The sequence below is a fragment of the Streptomyces sp. ALB3 genome (assembly GCF_044385685.1).
Classification (GTDB): Bacteria; Actinomycetota; Actinomycetes; order Streptomycetales; family Streptomycetaceae; genus Streptomyces.
Genome location: NZ_JBISCE010000026.1, coordinates 657,239 through 672,647, shown reverse-complemented (window position 1 = coordinate 672,647; position 15,409 = coordinate 657,239). Strand labels below are relative to the sequence as shown.

14 protein-coding genes and 2 riboswitches are annotated in these 15,409 nt (G+C 71.4%); of the genes, 3 read left to right on the top strand and 11 right to left on the bottom strand.

Annotation, left to right across the window (positions count from 1 at the left end):
• The first annotated feature begins 72 nt into the window (after positions 1-72).
• The gene (locus ACHFIV_RS15065) at positions 73-2,082 is read left to right on the top strand and encodes a beta-N-acetylhexosaminidase family protein (protein WP_398968153.1); all 2,010 of its coding nucleotides are present in this window, start codon (positions 73-75) and stop codon (positions 2,080-2,082) included.
• A 237-nt stretch (positions 2,083-2,319) separates the two neighbouring features.
• On the opposite strand, the gene ACHFIV_RS15060 is transcribed toward ACHFIV_RS15065, so the two are convergent.
• A complete protein-coding gene (locus tag ACHFIV_RS15060; protein ID WP_398968151.1) occupies positions 2,320-3,162 on the bottom strand; it encodes a DUF4097 family beta strand repeat-containing protein in 843 nt (280 codons plus the stop codon).
• An 86-nt stretch (positions 3,163-3,248) separates the two neighbouring features.
• On the bottom strand, positions 3,249-3,776 hold the full coding sequence (locus ACHFIV_RS15055) for a hypothetical protein (protein WP_398968149.1): 528 nt from the start codon (positions 3,774-3,776) through the stop codon (positions 3,249-3,251).
• A gap of 312 nt (positions 3,777-4,088) precedes the next feature.
• Between ACHFIV_RS15055 and ACHFIV_RS15050 the strand changes: the two genes are divergently transcribed.
• On the top strand, positions 4,089-4,598 hold the full coding sequence (locus ACHFIV_RS15050; protein ID WP_398968146.1) for a hypothetical protein: 510 nt from the start codon (positions 4,089-4,091) through the stop codon (positions 4,596-4,598).
• A gap of 128 nt (positions 4,599-4,726) precedes the next feature.
• Here ACHFIV_RS15050 and ACHFIV_RS15045 read toward each other — a convergent pair whose 3' ends face one another.
• From ACHFIV_RS15045 to ACHFIV_RS15010, 8 genes are all read right to left on the bottom strand, one after another.
• Positions 4,727-5,524: an ABC transporter ATP-binding protein gene (locus ACHFIV_RS15045; protein ID WP_398968143.1), complete on the bottom strand. Its 798-nt coding sequence runs from the start codon at positions 5,522-5,524 to the stop codon at positions 4,727-4,729.
• On the bottom strand, positions 5,521-6,597 hold the full coding sequence (locus ACHFIV_RS15040; RefSeq protein ID WP_398968253.1) for a FecCD family ABC transporter permease: 1,077 nt from the start codon (positions 6,595-6,597) through the stop codon (positions 5,521-5,523). The genes ACHFIV_RS15045 and ACHFIV_RS15040 overlap by 4 nt, the downstream gene beginning before the upstream one ends.
• A 41-nt stretch (positions 6,598-6,638) precedes the next feature.
• Positions 6,639-7,682, bottom strand: a complete 1,044-nt coding sequence (locus ACHFIV_RS15035) for an ABC transporter substrate-binding protein (protein ID WP_398968141.1) — start codon at positions 7,680-7,682, stop codon at positions 6,639-6,641.
• 30 nt (positions 7,683-7,712) lie between these two features.
• Positions 7,713-7,888: riboswitch (cobalamin riboswitch) on the bottom strand.
• A gap of 54 nt (positions 7,889-7,942) precedes the next feature.
• Complete coding sequence (locus ACHFIV_RS15030) at positions 7,943-8,692, bottom strand: class I SAM-dependent methyltransferase (protein WP_398968138.1); 750 nt, start codon at positions 8,690-8,692, stop codon at positions 7,943-7,945.
• Positions 8,689-9,927, bottom strand: a complete 1,239-nt coding sequence (locus tag ACHFIV_RS15025; RefSeq protein WP_398968136.1) for an MFS transporter — start codon at positions 9,925-9,927, stop codon at positions 8,689-8,691. The genes ACHFIV_RS15030 and ACHFIV_RS15025 overlap by 4 nt, the downstream gene beginning before the upstream one ends.
• Positions 9,911-11,164 (bottom strand): ATP-grasp domain-containing protein, encoded by a 1,254-nt coding sequence (locus tag ACHFIV_RS15020; RefSeq protein ID WP_398968134.1) that lies wholly within the window; start codon positions 11,162-11,164, stop codon positions 9,911-9,913. Before ACHFIV_RS15020 ends, ACHFIV_RS15025 begins: the two co-directional genes overlap by 17 nt.
• Positions 11,161-12,183, bottom strand: coding sequence for a cysteine synthase family protein (locus tag ACHFIV_RS15015; protein ID WP_398968131.1), 1,023 nt, complete (start codon positions 12,181-12,183; stop codon positions 11,161-11,163). Before ACHFIV_RS15015 ends, ACHFIV_RS15020 begins: the two co-directional genes overlap by 4 nt.
• Positions 12,180-13,082 carry a GHMP family kinase ATP-binding protein gene (locus ACHFIV_RS15010; protein WP_398968128.1) on the bottom strand — a complete coding sequence of 301 codons (903 nt, stop codon included), beginning with the start codon at positions 13,080-13,082 and terminating at the stop codon, positions 12,180-12,182. The genes ACHFIV_RS15015 and ACHFIV_RS15010 overlap by 4 nt, the downstream gene beginning before the upstream one ends.
• Positions 13,083-13,277: 195 nt before the next feature.
• Positions 13,278-13,515, bottom strand: a riboswitch (cobalamin riboswitch).
• Positions 13,516-13,817: 302 nt separating this feature from the next.
• Here ACHFIV_RS15010 and ACHFIV_RS15005 point away from each other — a divergent pair.
• Positions 13,818-14,804: a ferric reductase-like transmembrane domain-containing protein gene (locus tag ACHFIV_RS15005; RefSeq protein ID WP_398968126.1), complete on the top strand. Its 987-nt coding sequence runs from the start codon at positions 13,818-13,820 to the stop codon at positions 14,802-14,804.
• 278 nt (positions 14,805-15,082) lie between these two features.
• On the opposite strand, the gene ACHFIV_RS15000 is transcribed toward ACHFIV_RS15005, so the two are convergent.
• On the bottom strand, positions 15,083-15,409 hold the full coding sequence (locus ACHFIV_RS15000) for a DUF1048 domain-containing protein (RefSeq protein WP_398968123.1): 327 nt from the start codon (positions 15,407-15,409) through the stop codon (positions 15,083-15,085).

Sequence of the window (15,409 nt, the reverse complement as noted above, 5' to 3'; positions counted from 1 at the left end):
ACCGGCACCGACGGGTGGTGGTTTAGACCACTCCACCACCTGAACGTGGTGGTCCACTTCCGTGGAGGTGCAGTGACCCGTATGCCGGAAAGCCATTCGTACTGTCTTCCCCGTGTGTCCCGGCTCCCGCTGCTCGGCGCCGTCGCCCTGCTGGCCCTCGGGACGCTCTCCGCCCCCGCCCAGGCCTCCGGAGGCCCGTCCGCCACCAGGGCGGCGCCCGCGCCCGCCGGGAACCTGCCCGTCGTCACCCCGACCCCGCAGCGAATGGAACGGGCCGGGCGGGACGTCCGCGTCCCGGACCGCGTGCGTCTCCTGCTCGGCGACGATGTCGATGCCTCGGCCATCGATGTCATCAGAAACGCTCTGGCCTCGGCCGGGGCCCGTCACATCGACACGACGCCCGCCGGGGACGCCGCCCCGGCTTCACGCGCCCATGGCAGGACGCTCACCGTCGTGGCCGGCTCGGTCAAGGACCGGGCGGTGGCCGACGCCCTGCGCACCGCAGGCGGCACCGTACCGGGCACGCCGGTGGCGGAGGGCTACTCCCTCGCCTCCCGGGGCGACACGGTCGTGCTCGCCGGCAACGACGGGGACGGCACCTACTACGCCGCGCAGACGCTGCGGCAACTGGTGACCGGGAAACGCACCCTCGCGGCCGTGTCGATCACCGACCACCCCGCCATGCCCCTGCGCGGCAGCATCGAGGGCTTCTACGGCGCGCCCTGGTCGCACACCGACCGGCTCGACCAACTGGCCTTCTACGGTGACATCAAGGCCAACACCTACATCTACACCCCGAAGGACGACGCGTATCTCAGGGAGGAGTGGCGCGAGCCCTATCCTGCCGGCCGGCTGGCCCGCCTGCGTGAACTGATCGAGCAAGCCGCCGCCCACCACGTCGACTTCACCTACGCGCTCTCCCCGGGCCTCTCCGTCTGCTACAGCGACCCGGACGACGTGAAAGCCCTGAAGGACAAGCTGGGCACCCTCTACGACCAGGGCGCCCGCAACTTCTACGTGGCACTGGACGACATCAGCTACACCGAGTGGAACTGCGAGGCCGACCGGCAGGAGTACGGCGCCCCGGGCCGGGGCAGCGCGGGGCAGGCACAGGCGGATCTGCTCAACGCGGTGCAGCACGGCTTCATCGACACGCACCCGGATGCCGGACCACTCCAGTTCGTGCCCACGGAGTACTCCGACACGGCCGACTCCGCCTACAAGTCGGTCCTTCGGGAACAACTGGACCCGAAGGTGATCGTGCAGTGGACGGGTACGGACGTCGTCCCTCCCTCGATCAGCACGGCGGACGCCGAGGCCGCGTCCGCCGTGTGGGGGCGCAAGGTGTTCCTGTGGGACAACTACCCGGTCAACGACTACGGGCAGACGGCGGGGCGGCTGCTGATGGCCCCCTACGACAAGAGGGAAGCCGGTCTGCACGAAGCCCTCAGCGGCATCGTCCTCAACCCGATGAACCAGGCCGCGCCGAGCAAGGTCGCCCTCTTCGGAGGCGCGGCGTTCGCGTGGAACGACGAGGACTACGACCCCGGCCGCACCTGGCGGGCGGCGGCCGGCTACCTGGCGGGCGGTGACCCCGCCACCACCCGCGCCCTGCTGGCCTTCTTCGACACCCAGCACCTGGCACCGACCTTCGGTGACACGAACTGGCAGCCGCAGGCACCCGGACTGGCGGCCCGCCTCGCGGAGTTCACCGAAGCCTGGGGCAGCGGGTCCCGTGCCCGCCGGCAGGCCGCGCTGCGGGAGCTCGACGCGTACGCCGACGTGCTGGCCGGGGCTCCCGAGCGGATTCGCGAAGGTGTCCGGGACCCGGCGTTCCTGGCGCAGACGAAACCCTGGCTGGACGCCCTCGACCTGTGGGGCGGTTCGCTGAAGGCCACACTCGACGGCCTGCGGGCCGAGGCCCACGCGGGCAGCGGACACGCGGACTTCGCCGCGGCGGCCGGACTTGCCGAGCAGGCAGCCGCGGTCACCACCATCCCGGGCACCACCAGGCCGCAGGGTCCCGTCAAGGTGGCCGACGGGGTGCTGGACACGTTCATCGAACGGGCACCGGCCATGTGAGTCCGTCCATGCGCCGGGGCCGGCGCCACCGCACGGCTGACCGGGCCCGGTGGTGGCGCACCGGGCCCGGTCAGCCGTGCGGTATCAGCTCATCCTCGCCTGTCAGGGCCGTGGTGGAACGTCGACATCGACCAGCGGTAACCGAGGACCACGAGTCCGAGGCACCAGGCGAGGGCGAGCCAGGAGGTGGGGTGGGAAACCGGGGGAGTCGTCGTCCGCGCCGGAGGGGCGCGGTACTCAGGCCCTGGCGCGGTGGACGTCGATGTTGCCCCAGCGGGTCCGGGCGCGTACCTCGACGGTGTCCTCGGTCTTCTCCGGGGTCCCGGAGTCGGTGAGGGTGTTCCGGACCTGTCCGCGCTCGGAGCTGACGTCGAGCCAGGCGGCCGTACCGGAGCGGACACCGATGTCGATGGCGCCGTAGGAGGTCTCCAGCTGCACCGATCCGCGCGCCACTTCGTTTACGCGCAGGGCGCCGTGGGCGGTGGTGGCGGTGACCGAGCTCCCGGCGCGTGCGATGTCGATGTCCCCGTTGGCGCCGCTCACCCGCAGTTCGCCGGTCGCGGTGCCGACGCTCGTGGTGCCGTGCGAGTTCTTCAGGACGGCGGGGCCCTCCACGAGGCCGACGCGCAGGCTGCCGGAGCTGGTGGTGATCTCGGCCGCGCCCTCGACGTGGTTCACGTTGATCGAACCGTGGGAAGCGGTCAGGTGCAGCGGGCCGGTCGTGTCCAGGCGCACGTCGCCGGACGACGTCTTGACGCGGACGTCGCCGAGCCGTCCTTCGCCCACCACCTGGAGCCAGGAGCCCGTCACCTCCAGCTGTGAGCCCGCGGGCAGGCCGACCCTCACGTCGACGGCGCCGGTGGGCCCGATGAGGTGGCGCTGCTTCGTCCTTACGGTCAGGACCCCGCCCGCGTACGCGACCTCGGTCTGCTCGGCGGCTCGCACGTCCTTGTCCTTCTTCGCGTCACGCGGCTGCACCTCGATGACGGTGTCCAGGCGGTCGGCCGCCGTGAACTGGATGGAACCGCCGGACACGTGTGCGCTGACGGTGATCGGTTCGGGAGTGTCGTAAGAAGGCATGGCTGTCCCGTCCTCTTGGCTCTTCAGGCGTCCCCGCTGGTGGGACGTGATGTCGGTGTCGGTGGAGTGTTGCGGGAGGGGGCCGGTCAGCGCACCCAGCCCGTGAAGCTCTGTCCGGTGGCCCGGTTCTTCTCCGTGGTGCGGGGCTGCGCGCCGCCCGGCTCCACGGCGGCCGCCACGGCCCGCACCAGCCACGCGTTGACCGACAGGCCCTCGCGGCCCGCCGCCTCCTCGGCGCGGGTCTTCAGGTGGGCCGGCAGGCGCAGGTTGACCCGGGCGGTGCCGCCCTCGTCCGTCTCGGTGGCGACCGGTGCGGGAGCGGGTGCCGCCGGAGTATCGGCGGGTGCGACCCGCTCCCCGAAGGAGCCGACGGGGGGCAGTGTCACCAGGAAGTCGGGGTCCAGCCCGCGCAGTCGTACGTCGACCGAACCGGGGGCGAGTTCACGGGTGATCTCGTCCATCGCGGCGGAGAGCACATTGAGCAGCGTCAGTCTGGTCGCCGATTCCAGAGGCGCGGTGAGCCGCTCGGCGAGCTCGCGGGCTTCCTCGCCCCCTGCTTCGGCGGCCACCGTGAGTTCCCGGCGGAGCGTTTCGACGTACGGCGTGAGGTCCATGACGCAATAGTGGCACCAGTGTGGCGCCATTGCAAGCTCGATGGCGCCATGCGTGGCACACGGCGAGCGAAGTGGGTGTTCTCGATATGGGGGGCACGGGATGCGTTGCCGGTCGGCCGCGTTCTCTTCCTCAAGGGCCCACGTCTTCACGGGTTCAGCGCCCACTGAGGAGGGCTTGGCGCCACAGGGGCAGGTAATGGCTCGCAGTGGTGCCAAAAGTGTGTCACTATGGCATCACGCGAAGGCGCCGTAGGGCTCACGGAGCGACGGACACCGGCATCAGCGCACGTGGACGACCAGGGGGGACGGATCATGGGGACAGCGTCAGGACAGCAGAAGGCAGCACCGGGCGCCTGCACCGCCTTCGCCCGCTTCGTGCTCTGCGGCGGCGGAGTGGGGCTCGCCTCCAGCTTCGCGGTGGCGGCCCTCGCCACCTGGATCCCCTGGGGCCTGGCGAACGCCCTGATCACCCTCGTCTCCACCCTCCTGGCCACCGAGCTGCACGCCCGGTTCACCTTCGGCGCGGGCGGGCGCGCGACCCTGCGGCAGCACGCGCAGTCGGCCGGGTCGGCGGCGGCTGCCTACACCGTGACCTGCGCGGCGATGCTCGTCCTGCACAGCGTGGTGGCGGAACCCGGTGCCGTGCTTGAGCAGGCCGTGTACCTGACCGCTTCCGCGGGTGCGGGCGTCGCGCGCTTCGCGGTGCTGCGTCTCGTCGTCTTCGCGAGGAACCGCTCGCTCGCGGCGACCGAGGCCCGCCCTTGCACGCAGCCGTGGTCCGCCACCCGGCCCGATCCCGCTGCGCTCTGCCACGCCGCCTGACCGGATCCTCCCCGCCGCCCTCCCCGCCGAGCCCTCGCCGCCGTCCGAGCGAGGGCTCGGCGGTGTCTCCCGCCGCCTGACCGGAACGAGCCGCCGCGCGGCCCTCGGCTGAGGGGCAGGCAGCCGCCCTACCGGCCCTCCCCGTACCCGGGCTCCTCCGGAAGGAAGGTGACGGCCGGAGCGCCCGTGCGCGGGTGGATGGCGACCTCGCTCCGGACTCCGTACACCTCGGCCAGCAGCCGGGGGGTGAGGACCTCGGCCGGCGGTCCGCAAGCCGTGACCTCACCGTCGCACAGGACATAGAGGCGGTCGCAGTAGTAGGCGGCGAGGTTGAGATCGTGGAGGGCGACGAGCACCGTGGCGGGCAGGCGCCGCAGCGCGCCGAGAACGTCGAGCTGGTGCCGGATGTCGAGGTGGTTCGTCGGTTCGTCCAGTACCAGCAGCGAGGGCTGCTGGGCCAGGGCGCGGGCGATGAGGACACGCTGGCGCTCCCCGCCCGAGAGGCGGTCGAAGGAGCGGTCCGCCAGCGCGGCGACTCCCACCATGGCGAGCGCCTCCTCGATCAGTGACACGTCCTCGGCGGTGTCACCGGCGAGCAGCCGTTTGTGCGGCGTGCGGCCCATGGCGACGACCTCGCGGACCGACAGGTCGAAGTCGGCCCCTGGTTCCTGGACCACCGCTGCCACGGTCCTGGCCAGTTGCCGCACGGGCAGAGACCAGGCGTCCACACCGTCCAGGCTGACGCGGCCCTCGACGGGGCGCAGGACACGGTAGACGGCGCGCAGGAGGCTCGACTTGCCACTGGCGTTGGGGCCGACCAGGCCGATGACCTCACCCGGGTGAGCGGTCAGTGTGACGTCCCGCACCAGGCGGTGCGCCCCCGCGGTGAGTGTCACGCCGTCGACGACCAGTTCCGTCGCCGTCATGCCGCCCCCTCTCCGGTGGTCCGGCGGGCGTCCCGGCGCATCAGCCACAGGAAGAACGGCCCGCCGCACAGGGCGGTGAGCACACCGACCGGGATCTCCATCGGCGCGGCGACCGTGCGCGCGGCGATGTCGGCCCACACGAGGAAGACCGCGCCACCGAGCGCGGCCGCCGGCAGGACGCGGCGGTGGTCGCCGCCCACGAACAGGCGGACGATGTGCGGCATCATCAGGCCGACGAAGCCGATCGGGCCGGCCGCCGCGACCAGCACTCCCGTGACGAGGGACAGAAGGACGAACGTGCGGGCCCGGAAACGGGCCACGTCCAGCCCCATGGTGGTGGCTGCTTCCTCACCCGCGAGCAGCAGGTTCAGGTTGCGGGCGTGCGCCAACAGGACGGCCACCCCGAGGAGCAGGGCCGTGCTCGGCAGCCACAGGGTGCCCCAGTTCACCCCTCCCAGGCCACCGAGTGTCCAGGCCAGCACCGCACGGGCCTCGTTCCCGCGATCGGTCGTCAGGAGCAGCAGGTTCAGGAGTGCGGTGAGCACGGCCGCGATGGCCACGCCGGACATCACGAGCCGTACGGAGGTGATGCGGCCACCGGTGCGGGCGGTGGCGTAGACGAGGAGCAGCGCCCCCAGCGCGCCCGCGAACGCTGCGACCGACAAGGAGACCGGCCCGAACAGGGTCACCCCGAAGACGATGACCGTCACGGCCCCGAGGGACGCTCCGGACGAGACCCCCAGAAGGTACGGCTCCGCGAGAGGGTTGCGGATCAGTGCCTGCATGGCGGTCCCCACCACCGCGAGTCCGGCCCCGGTCACGGCGCCGAGCAGCACACGGGGAGCGCGCACGTCCAGGACGATGGTCTCCCGGGCTCGCGACCAGCCGGGCTCCGACAGGTCCGCGCCGAGTGCGTGCGCCACGATGCCCCACACCTGGCCGGGCGGAACGTGCACGGAGCCGATGGCGAGACCGGCGGTGAGCGAGGCGAGCAGGAGAACCGCCAGGATCACCAGGGCGACGGTGAAGACACCTGGCCCCGGCCGCTTCGTGTCCTGAGACCGGCGCCGCACGGCCTGGCCGGCGGGTGCGGGTGCGGGTGCGGCGGGTGGCGTCACCGGAGGCTTCCGGGGTGCAGCCCGCCCGCGAGGTCTCCGACCGCGTAGGCCGAGCGGATACCGACCAGGGTCGCGGTGAGCGGCAGCACGACGAACCGCTTGTTCTTCACCGCGGGCACGTCGGCGAGCGCCGGCTGTGAGAGGAGGAACTCCTTCTTCTGCTCGACGCTTCCGGCCCCCGCGTAGTCGTAGATGGCGATGACCTCGGGCTTGCGGTTCACGACCTGCTCCCACGAGACGTCACCGAAGACGTCGTCGAGGTCCGCGAAGACGTTCCTGCCGCCGGCCAGCCGGATGAGTTCGGTTCCCAGGCTCTTGCCGCCCGCGGTGAAGGCGGTCCTGTCGCCGCTGTCGTAGACGAAGACGGGTACCTCAGGCTCGCTCGCGACGGCGGAGGCGGCCTCGTCGACGTCGCTCTCGAGCGTGGACACCAGCTTCTCGGCGCGGCCGGTGACTCCGAAGATCTTGCCGATGGTGCGGATCTCGGCGTAGGTGTCCTCCATGGTCACCTTCTTCTTCCCGCAGTACTCGCGGTTGAGGTAGGTGTCGATCCCCGCGTCGGCGAACGCCGTGCGGGAGCGGCCCTCCTTCTCGTCGAAGGCGCTGCCGTAGCCGCCGTAGACGAGATCGGGTCCGGCGTCCAGGACGGTCTCGAACGAGGGCTCCCGCTCGGCCAGTTCCGGCACGGCCTCGAAGTCCCGCTCCAGCTCGGGCAGGACCGCGGAGTCGGGGAACGCGGTGCCGACCATGCGGCTCCTCAGCCCGAGGGCGAGCATCAGTTCCGCGGGGTGCTGGTGGATGGTGACCACCCGCGCGGGCGGTTCGTCGTACGTCGTCCGGACCCCGCAGTTGTCGACGGTGACGGGAAAGCCCTCGGGGGGAGCACCCGCGGTCCCCGGATCATGCCGGGCCTCGCCGGACGAGCCGCAGCCGGCGGTCAGCAGGACCGCCGACAACGCGGCCGCTGCTACGGAGGCCCGCAGAGCGCGTGGCCGACGGAGGGAGGGGTCCTGAGGGGAATGGGACATGCCGTTGTACACGTGAAGCCTCCTGGGGAGTCCGCGCTCCTCGGATCGGGCCCGCGACAGGCCAGTGTCCTGACTCCTGGATCGACGCCCTCCGCCTTGCCGCCCGGCACACGCCGGCACGCGGAAGGAGCACTCCCCAGTCACAGTGGCGGGACCGTGCCGGATTCACACCGGCTTCCTGTCTCCCGTCGCGGCGATGACCTGGTGATCCTACGTTCCGGTGAGACCGGGCCGTAAGGGGGTGCGGAAGCGGCCCCGGAACCCGCGCCGCGTCACCCCTCCCGGACCGCCCGTACGATCAGCCGCTCGGCGTCCTGGTCGTAGGGGCGGCCGTCGAAACCGCCGAAGACCTCCACGCGGCCGAAGCCTGCCTCCTCGGCCATCCGGCGCAACTCCACGGCGCTGTAGACGAACCACACGAGAGTGGCGCGCGTCACGTGATCTCCCCGGACCAGCACCCAGTCGCTGCGCAGCCTCGCCCAGTCGTCCAGCACCGTGTCGGTCTGTACGAGCAGGTCGTCCCCCCGCTGCACGACCTTGGGAGGAGTGACCCTGCGGGCCAGCAACTCCTTACCCGCGAGGTCGAGCACGAGGGTTCCGCCGGGCGTCAGGCACCTGTGCATGTTCCGGAGGACCTGGGCGTTGTCGGCGGGGTCCTCGAAGTACCCGAACGAGGTGAACATGTTGAGGACCGCGTCGAAGCCACCCGGCGGGTCGTACGTCCGCGCGTCGGCCTGTACGTACGTGATCCGCGCACCCGCGTCGGCCGAGTGCTTGCGTGCCCGCTCCAGCATGGCCGGGCTCACGTCCACGCCGGTCACGTCGTAGCCGCCGCCGGCGAGCGGAACCGTGAACACCCCGGGGCCGCAGCACAGATCGAGCACCCGCGCCCCGGGCCGGAAGCGCAGCAGCGGTGAGGTCGCCACCAGTTCCTCGGCCTGGGTGTGGCGTTGCCCGGTGAACAGGAAGTCGTGGAACTCGGTCCAGAAGTCGTCGTCCTGGAATCCGCCGGTACGTGTCATGGCGCGACAGTGCTCCTTCGCGGTAGCTGTGCGGGACGTGCCGCGCGGTGGCGCAGCATCAGGAGAAGCGGGGGGAGCAGCAGGCACTGCGCTGCGGCAATGAGCCAGAACGCCCCCGTGTCGCCGGCTCGTTCGCCGAAGCTGTAGACGAGGCCGCCCAGCACCCCGCTGGCGCAGGCGCCCAGACCGGCCGCCAGGCGCTGCTGACCGAAGATCACCGCGTCGGAGCGTGGGCTGCGGCGCAGGGCCTCCAGATCGTTCTTCAGGAACAGCACGATGTCGCCCAAGGTGATCAGTGCGCCGCCGGCGAGGAGAGCGGGGCGGGTCCCGATCGCGAGCACGGCCAGACCGGCCGCCAGGCCGGCGAAGCCGACCGCGAGGGCCGGACCGTACGGCATGCGCCGGATCAGCCCGGAAGCCAGGGGCTGCACGACGATCACCAGGGCGAAGCACAGCAGCAGCACCACGCTGTAGAACGCGCTCGACGCGCGTTCGACGGCGTACAACGCCAGGAAGTGCTGGAAGTGGAAGTAGAGGTAGAACGCCAGAGCGTTGGCGGCGAACGGCAGGAGCGCCACACCCGCCAGCAGACCCTGACGCGGTGTCCCCGGGGAGGGCGGCCGTTCGCCGGTCGCCGACGGCAGCCGTGCGTGGCCTGCCGTCACCACGACGAAGAGCGCCGTCACCGCCACGAACAGCCAGCCGGGGGAGGAGAGCACGAACGGCCCGGCGATCAGCGGGCCCATCGCCATGCCCGCGTTGAGCGCCGCGTTTCCCGCCGACAGGTAGGCCGGACGCCGTTCCTCCTCCACCCCGTGCACCAGGTACGCCTTGTTGGCCGGAAGGTACAGCGCGGCGCCGCAGCACGTCAGGATGAGCGCTCCGACGGCAAGGGGCGGCCAGCGCAGAGCCAGCAGCAGGCCGACGAATCCAGCGGTACGCACGACCAGCGCCCAGATCATGGTGCGCCGGAGCCCGATCCGGTCGGCCAGTGCGCCCCCGGCGACCCCACCGGAGAACTGGACCAGCGACGCCGCGGCGAGCACGACACCGACCGTGCCGAGCCCCATTCCGAGCCGCTCGTGCAGGAAGACCGACATGAACGGCAGGACCATGAAGCTGCCGAGCGGGATCAGGAACGAGCTCAGCAGCAGGAAGCGCAGCGGACCTCCGAGCGGCGACAGCCCGGTGCGCGGACCCGCTCCGCGCCCCGCGCGCTCACCCACCGGAGCCATGCGAGGCGGACCGGTCGGCGAACGGCTCGGTGTGCGCCCGGACGGCGTTGGCGGCGGCCACCGCCCGGTGCGTGGCGAGCTCGGCCGTCTCTGCCTCCGCGTAGACGATGCCCGCGTATCCGCGGCTGTCCGCCAGGTGCTCGACGCGGTCGCCCGTACGCTTGACCGGATACCAGGCCGGAGCACCGGGCAGTTCCGCCAGGCGGTCGAGGCCCGTGACCCCGCTCAGCACACCCGGAGCATCGGGGTAGCTCAGCACGAAGGCCACGGCAGGGCCGCCGGGCAGATCCGCCTCCATCAGCCGGGGGCGCCGGCCGAGGGCCGACTCGATCATCGCCTCGTAGACGTTGTACCCCAGGGCCCGGCACATCCCCTCACCGACGAGAGCACCTCCGATCCGGGGGTTCACCTCCACGACCTCCGGGCCGGTGGTGGTCAGCACGAACTCCACGTGCGCGAAGCGGTCGGTGTACCCGATGGCGTCCAGCACGTCACCCAGCCACCTCTCCAGTGAGACGCGCTGCTCCTCGGGGAAGCCGACGGGGAACGCGGTGATCTCCTCGCGGAACAGCGGCTCCGGTGACATCAGACGGCTGGAGACGCCGAGCAGCCGGGTCTGCCCCTGCCACGAGAGGGTCTCTGCGCTGTACACCGGACCGCCGAAGTACGGTTCGGCGAACAGCCGGCCCATGAGGGACCGCCCCGCCGCCTGTGCCAGCGCCGCGTCCAGTTCGGCTTCGTCCCGCACCAGCCAGACGTTCTGACTCCCGGTTCCCGCTGTGTCCTTGACGACGGCGGGCAGACAGGCCTCCTTGAGCAGTGCCTCGCGCATCTCCGCGAGTGATCCGCCCGCCTCGACCGCCCGCCCGCTCGTGAGCCCGGCCTCGTACAGCCGGTCGCGCACGGCGGACTTGTCCCGGGCCAGCCGCAGGGCGGCCGGATCGAGTCCGGGCAGGCCCAGGCGGGCCGTGAGCTCCGCGCCGACCAGCGTCCAGGTGTCGGTGGAACTGATCAGACCGCGCAGGCGGGGTGTCCCGCGCAGCAGGTCCGCCACGCCCTCCGTGTCGAAGGTGTCGGTCTCCACGACGTCGAGGGCATCGGCGGGGAGCCGCTCGAGCTCGTACGCGTAGTACGACGGATCGCGGGTCAGAAGCAGCAGCCGCTCGCCGAGCGCGTCGGCGGCGCGTACCAGGTGTCGGAGTCCGAAGGTGAGCGACTCCAGGCAGACCACACTCACGCGGCCGGCTCCTTCCTTTGTGAGGGGTCAGGGACGCGCTGCCAGGCCATGGTGGACCAGGGCATGGTCATCTCCTCGGGCGCTGCCACCTCGACAGGCTTCAGCGCCGCGGGGTCCAGGGCCTCCTCGTGCCGGGCGAACACCCGCTCCACGTAGCGATGGCCCGTGTCGGCGCCGATCACCAGGTGCAGCCGGCCGGGGTGGCGGCCGGCCTCGTGCGAGGCCACCAGGTAGCCGGCCCCCGTGGACAGCCCGGCGAAGACCGCGTGGTCGCGCAGGAGGGCGACGGCACCGGACATCGCGTGGGTGAAGTCCAGCCAGTGCACCGCGTCGTAGAGAGGGTGACGGACGTTCTCGAAGACGATCGACGACCCGATGCCGGCGATGATCGCCTCCGGGTCGTGGTGGTCCTGGCTGCCGAAGGTGACGCTGCCGAACGGCTGGATGCCCACCAGGCGCACGGTGGGATCAGTTCTTCGCAGGTGTTCCACGATGCCGCCGGTCGACGCGCCCGACCCCACGCCGCCGACCACGGTCAGCTTCCGGCCGGGGAAGGCATCCGCCACCCGGTCGGCGACGCCGTGGTAACCCAGGTAGTGGATGTCGTCGTGGTACTGGCGCATCCAGTGGTGGCCGGGATGCTCGGCGAGGATCTCCTTCACCCGGCGCACCCGCAGTTCCTGGTCGTGTTTGAGATCGCGTGTCGGTCTCACCTGTTCCACGACGGCGCCGAGGATCTCCAACTGGGCGAGCGTGGTGACGTCGACGGTGGTGGACGCCACGATGTGGCACCGCAGGCCGTACCGGTGGCAGGCCAGCGCGAGGGCGTAGGCGTAGATACCGCTGGAGCTGTCGATCAGGGTCTGTCCGGGGCGGATCGTGCCCCGGCCGAGGAGATGACGGACGGCCTCCAGCGCCGAGTAGATCTTCATCGACTCGAAGCGGATCAGGATCACGCCGTCGGTGAGCCGGACGAGGTCGGGGACCTTGAGGGCATCGGCGATATGGGGGTGGATCATCCGTATCCTCCTTGGACGAATGAGCACTGATAGCCGAGCGAACGGAAGAAGGCGGAAAGTTCGGACTTGTGCGCGGCCCCGAGACGCCGGGGGAACAGATAGCCGATCAGGCAGCCGGTGTGGGCGACGAAGATCCCGGCCGCACCGAACCGCTCCTGCTGCGAGAAGAGTTCGTGGAAGTGCGTCTTGGGGAGCACCTGCTGTGACAGCGTCGCGCTGACCGTCGCCGCACGGGCGACGGCGGCCGGATCGCCTGAGTCGAAACCCTTGAGCAGGTCGGTCAGGCACCGCTCGTACTCCTCTCCGCGCCGTCGGTAGTGCTCCAGCAGCGAGGCGGTGACCGCGTCGGTGTCCACCGTCCCGGGCTCGGTGACGAACGCGGTGTGGAAGCCGAACGCCGTGCCCAGGCGTCTGATCACCCGGTGCCGTCCGCTGAGGTGGAGCGCGAACTCGTCGAGGAAGACGCTGTCGGCCCGCTCGATCGCGGCCAGGACGGTGAGGACCACGCCCTCGTCGTAGGGCAGGGAGAACAACTGGAACAGGCAACGCAGTGTCGCGACGATGTCCGCGGTCGAACTGGCCATCCCCACACCCACCCGGAGGTCGGAGTGCGTGCTCCAGTGCCCCGTCGGCAGGGTGAGCCGGTAGTGGTCCAGGAAGAGGCGTGCTGCCGTCGCCGACTTCTCCCCGAGACCCGACAGGCCGGGCGTGCCCGTGCCCCGGGTGAAGTGGACCCAGGAGTGGCGGTCCACGGGAAAGGACACCAGGGCGATGTCCGGGGCGCCGGCCGCCCGCAGCGGGCCCTGGTACAGCTCGCCCAGAGTGCCGTGACAGACACCGGACACGGTGGCGGGCGCCGCGGACGGCAGCGCGCGGGGGCCCCCGGCCGGAGTCAGCACGATCCGCCCCGTACGGGCCGGCGGTGCACGGCCGGACTTCCGCCGCGGACGACGTGGCTGCGCGTGGACGGCAACTCGTCCTCCTCCTGGTCCGATCCATGAAGACCGGCCGGAGAGAGGAGCGCGGCCGTGGTGCGCCGCGCGACCGTCCGTACCGCCGACCCAGTCCTCGAGGTCACCGTGCACAGCCCACGCGACGCGCGGGCGCAGTGGCAGGTCTCCGGACTCGTGGGCGTGCTCGCCGGGAACCCGGCGGGCACCTGCCGGCCGTCGCTCTCCCGGACCTCGGCCAGGCCCTGGCTGGCGACGGCTGTCGTTCCCACTCACCGTTGCGGGACAGTCCCGGATTCTCACCGGGTTCCCTCTTGCGTCGCGCCACCGGGTGTCCGGGCGTCACGGACAGGAGGCGCGAACCGACTGCGCACCCCACAGTAGAGGGCGCTCGCGGCCCTGCGACAGGGGCACACGGCCGCTTGGCCTGATGCGGTTGGTACGCGTGTGAGTGTGCGTGTGCTGCGAGTCGATTCGGGTCGCAGGAGGGAAGCCGCTGCCCTCCCGGTGCGCGTGCTGACGGCGTCCGCGGACGGAAGACCCCGCGGCAGGCGTGCTGCCTGGGGCGGTGGCCGTGCTCTGGCCGGAATAAGCCTCGGTGTCACCGGTTTCTCCAGCGACACTGGATTCTCTTACGACACACACGCACCGCCCCTCTGCGGTCGGTGCCCAGGGGGCCCAGGGATGCTGTCAGAAACGACGCCCGACGACGAAGAAGGCTCAGAGCCGGCCGGACACGACCGGCAAGCCGCCGGTCGCGTGACCCTGAGGACCGACCTGAGGGCCGTGCTGCCCGAAGCGGGTGTCGCGTTCGGTGTCACAGCGGCGGTGTTCGTCTTCCTCTACGCACGCGTGGAGTCGGGGGACTCGGCCACGGTGGCGGTCATGCCGTTCATGGCCGACGCGGGTACGTACTGGATGTACCTGCTGAGCCAGGCCTTCGGGTGGTCGGCGCTGTTGTGGGCATGGGGCACGGTCATGCTCGGCCTGCTGCTCTCGGGGCAGCGCCCCGCCTGGATACCCGGCTCCCCACAGGTCCTGGAGCGGTGGCATCGCACCACGAGTCTGACGACGATGGCGCTGATGTTCGCGCACGCGCTGATGTTCGCGGCCGAACTCGTGCGCTACGAGGCCGAACTGGCCTGGCTCGAACGCCTCTGGGTGGGTTTCGCGGACTCGTTCGTGCCGGGGTGGTACGACTCGGGAACCGGCCGGATCGCGATCCCGATCGGGCAGGGCGCCCTGTATCTCGCGGTTCCCCTCGGCCTGCTGTTCTACGTACGGCACCGCATCGGCGCCAACACCTGGCGACGGCTGCACCGGTTCGTGATCGTCGTGTACGTGCTGTCCGTGTGGCACACGCTGTTGTACGGCACGAACGTCTGGTACGGCGAGTGGCCGCGCACGGTGCTGTGGCTGCTGCAACTGCCGGTCGCCGTCCTGCTGGTGATGCGCTTGGTGCGCCCGGCCCGACGGGCCGAACGGCTGCCCGTCCCGGGGCGGCGGCGGGGAGGTTCGCTTCCGGGATGGACGCTCCGGGCCGCCGGGCGCGTCGCTGCCGTGGCCGTCGTGCTCGGGCTCGTCGCCGTGGTGGCGTCAGGCCATGACGGAGGGCGCGAGCGTCCGGCGGAGACGCCCTCGACAGCGCCGCACGCCCCGGAGGGGGAGTGAGGCGCCCGGCGACCACCGGGCCACCCGCGCCCCGACCGCGCAGCGGTCCTGCGAGGGATCCCTGAGCGGGGTGACACCGTAACGGCTCGGCCCGGCCACGGAGCGGTCCGACCGACGGCCCGGGGGCGGCTGCGTATCCCGCGCGCGAGACGGATCAGTGCCGGGGCGAACAGTGTGGTGGTCGGGGCCCTGCGAGCCACCCCACCGCCGTGGGGCCGTGGAGCGGAGACCAGTGGGCCCCCGGACCGCCGGCCCCCACGAGCCCAGGGGGACGGGTGCTACTTCTCGGCCGTACCGGGTTGCCCGCCGATGGACTCCTGGTAGACGTCCGCGTAGGTGCGTGAGTCCTTGACCAGGTCGTCACAGAAGGCGGCGACGTCCGTGCCGATGAGTTCCAGGACCCCTTGGCCCGCGGCGGCGCCCTCCTCGAAGAAGTCGACGATGCCGGGGAGCAGAGGCCCGTCGGGCAGGTCGACCGGCCCGACCTTGAACAGGTACTTCTGCATCTCCTGGTAGACGATCCGGTAGTCCGGTGGGAGCCCCCTGACCCGGGCCGTGTGCGCCCGCCACTGCTTCTTGCCCTCGACGATGTCCTGGATGCCCAC

What these genes read in the sequence shown, in the direction of transcription:
- ACHFIV_RS15060 (WP_398968151.1), bottom strand. Translation starts at nt 3,162, where the DNA reads ATGCCTTCTTACGACACTCCCGAACCGATCACCGTCAGCGCACACGTG.
- ACHFIV_RS15055 (WP_398968149.1), bottom strand. Translation starts at nt 3,776, where the DNA reads ATGGACCTCACGCCGTACGTCGAAACGCTCCGCCGGGAACTCACGGTG.
- ACHFIV_RS15050 (WP_398968146.1), top strand. Translation starts at nt 4,089, where the DNA reads ATGGGGACAGCGTCAGGACAGCAGAAGGCAGCACCGGGCGCCTGCACC.
- ACHFIV_RS15045 (WP_398968143.1), bottom strand. Translation starts at nt 5,524, where the DNA reads ATGACGGCGACGGAACTGGTCGTCGACGGCGTGACACTCACCGCGGGG.
- ACHFIV_RS15030 (WP_398968138.1), bottom strand. Translation starts at nt 8,692, where the DNA reads ATGACACGTACCGGCGGATTCCAGGACGACGACTTCTGGACCGAGTTC.
- ACHFIV_RS15025 (WP_398968136.1), bottom strand. Translation starts at nt 9,927, where the DNA reads ATGGCTCCGGTGGGTGAGCGCGCGGGGCGCGGAGCGGGTCCGCGCACC.
- ACHFIV_RS15015 (WP_398968131.1), bottom strand. Translation starts at nt 12,183, where the DNA reads ATGATCCACCCCCATATCGCCGATGCCCTCAAGGTCCCCGACCTCGTC.
- ACHFIV_RS15005 (WP_398968126.1), top strand. Translation starts at nt 13,818, where the DNA reads ATGCTGTCAGAAACGACGCCCGACGACGAAGAAGGCTCAGAGCCGGCC.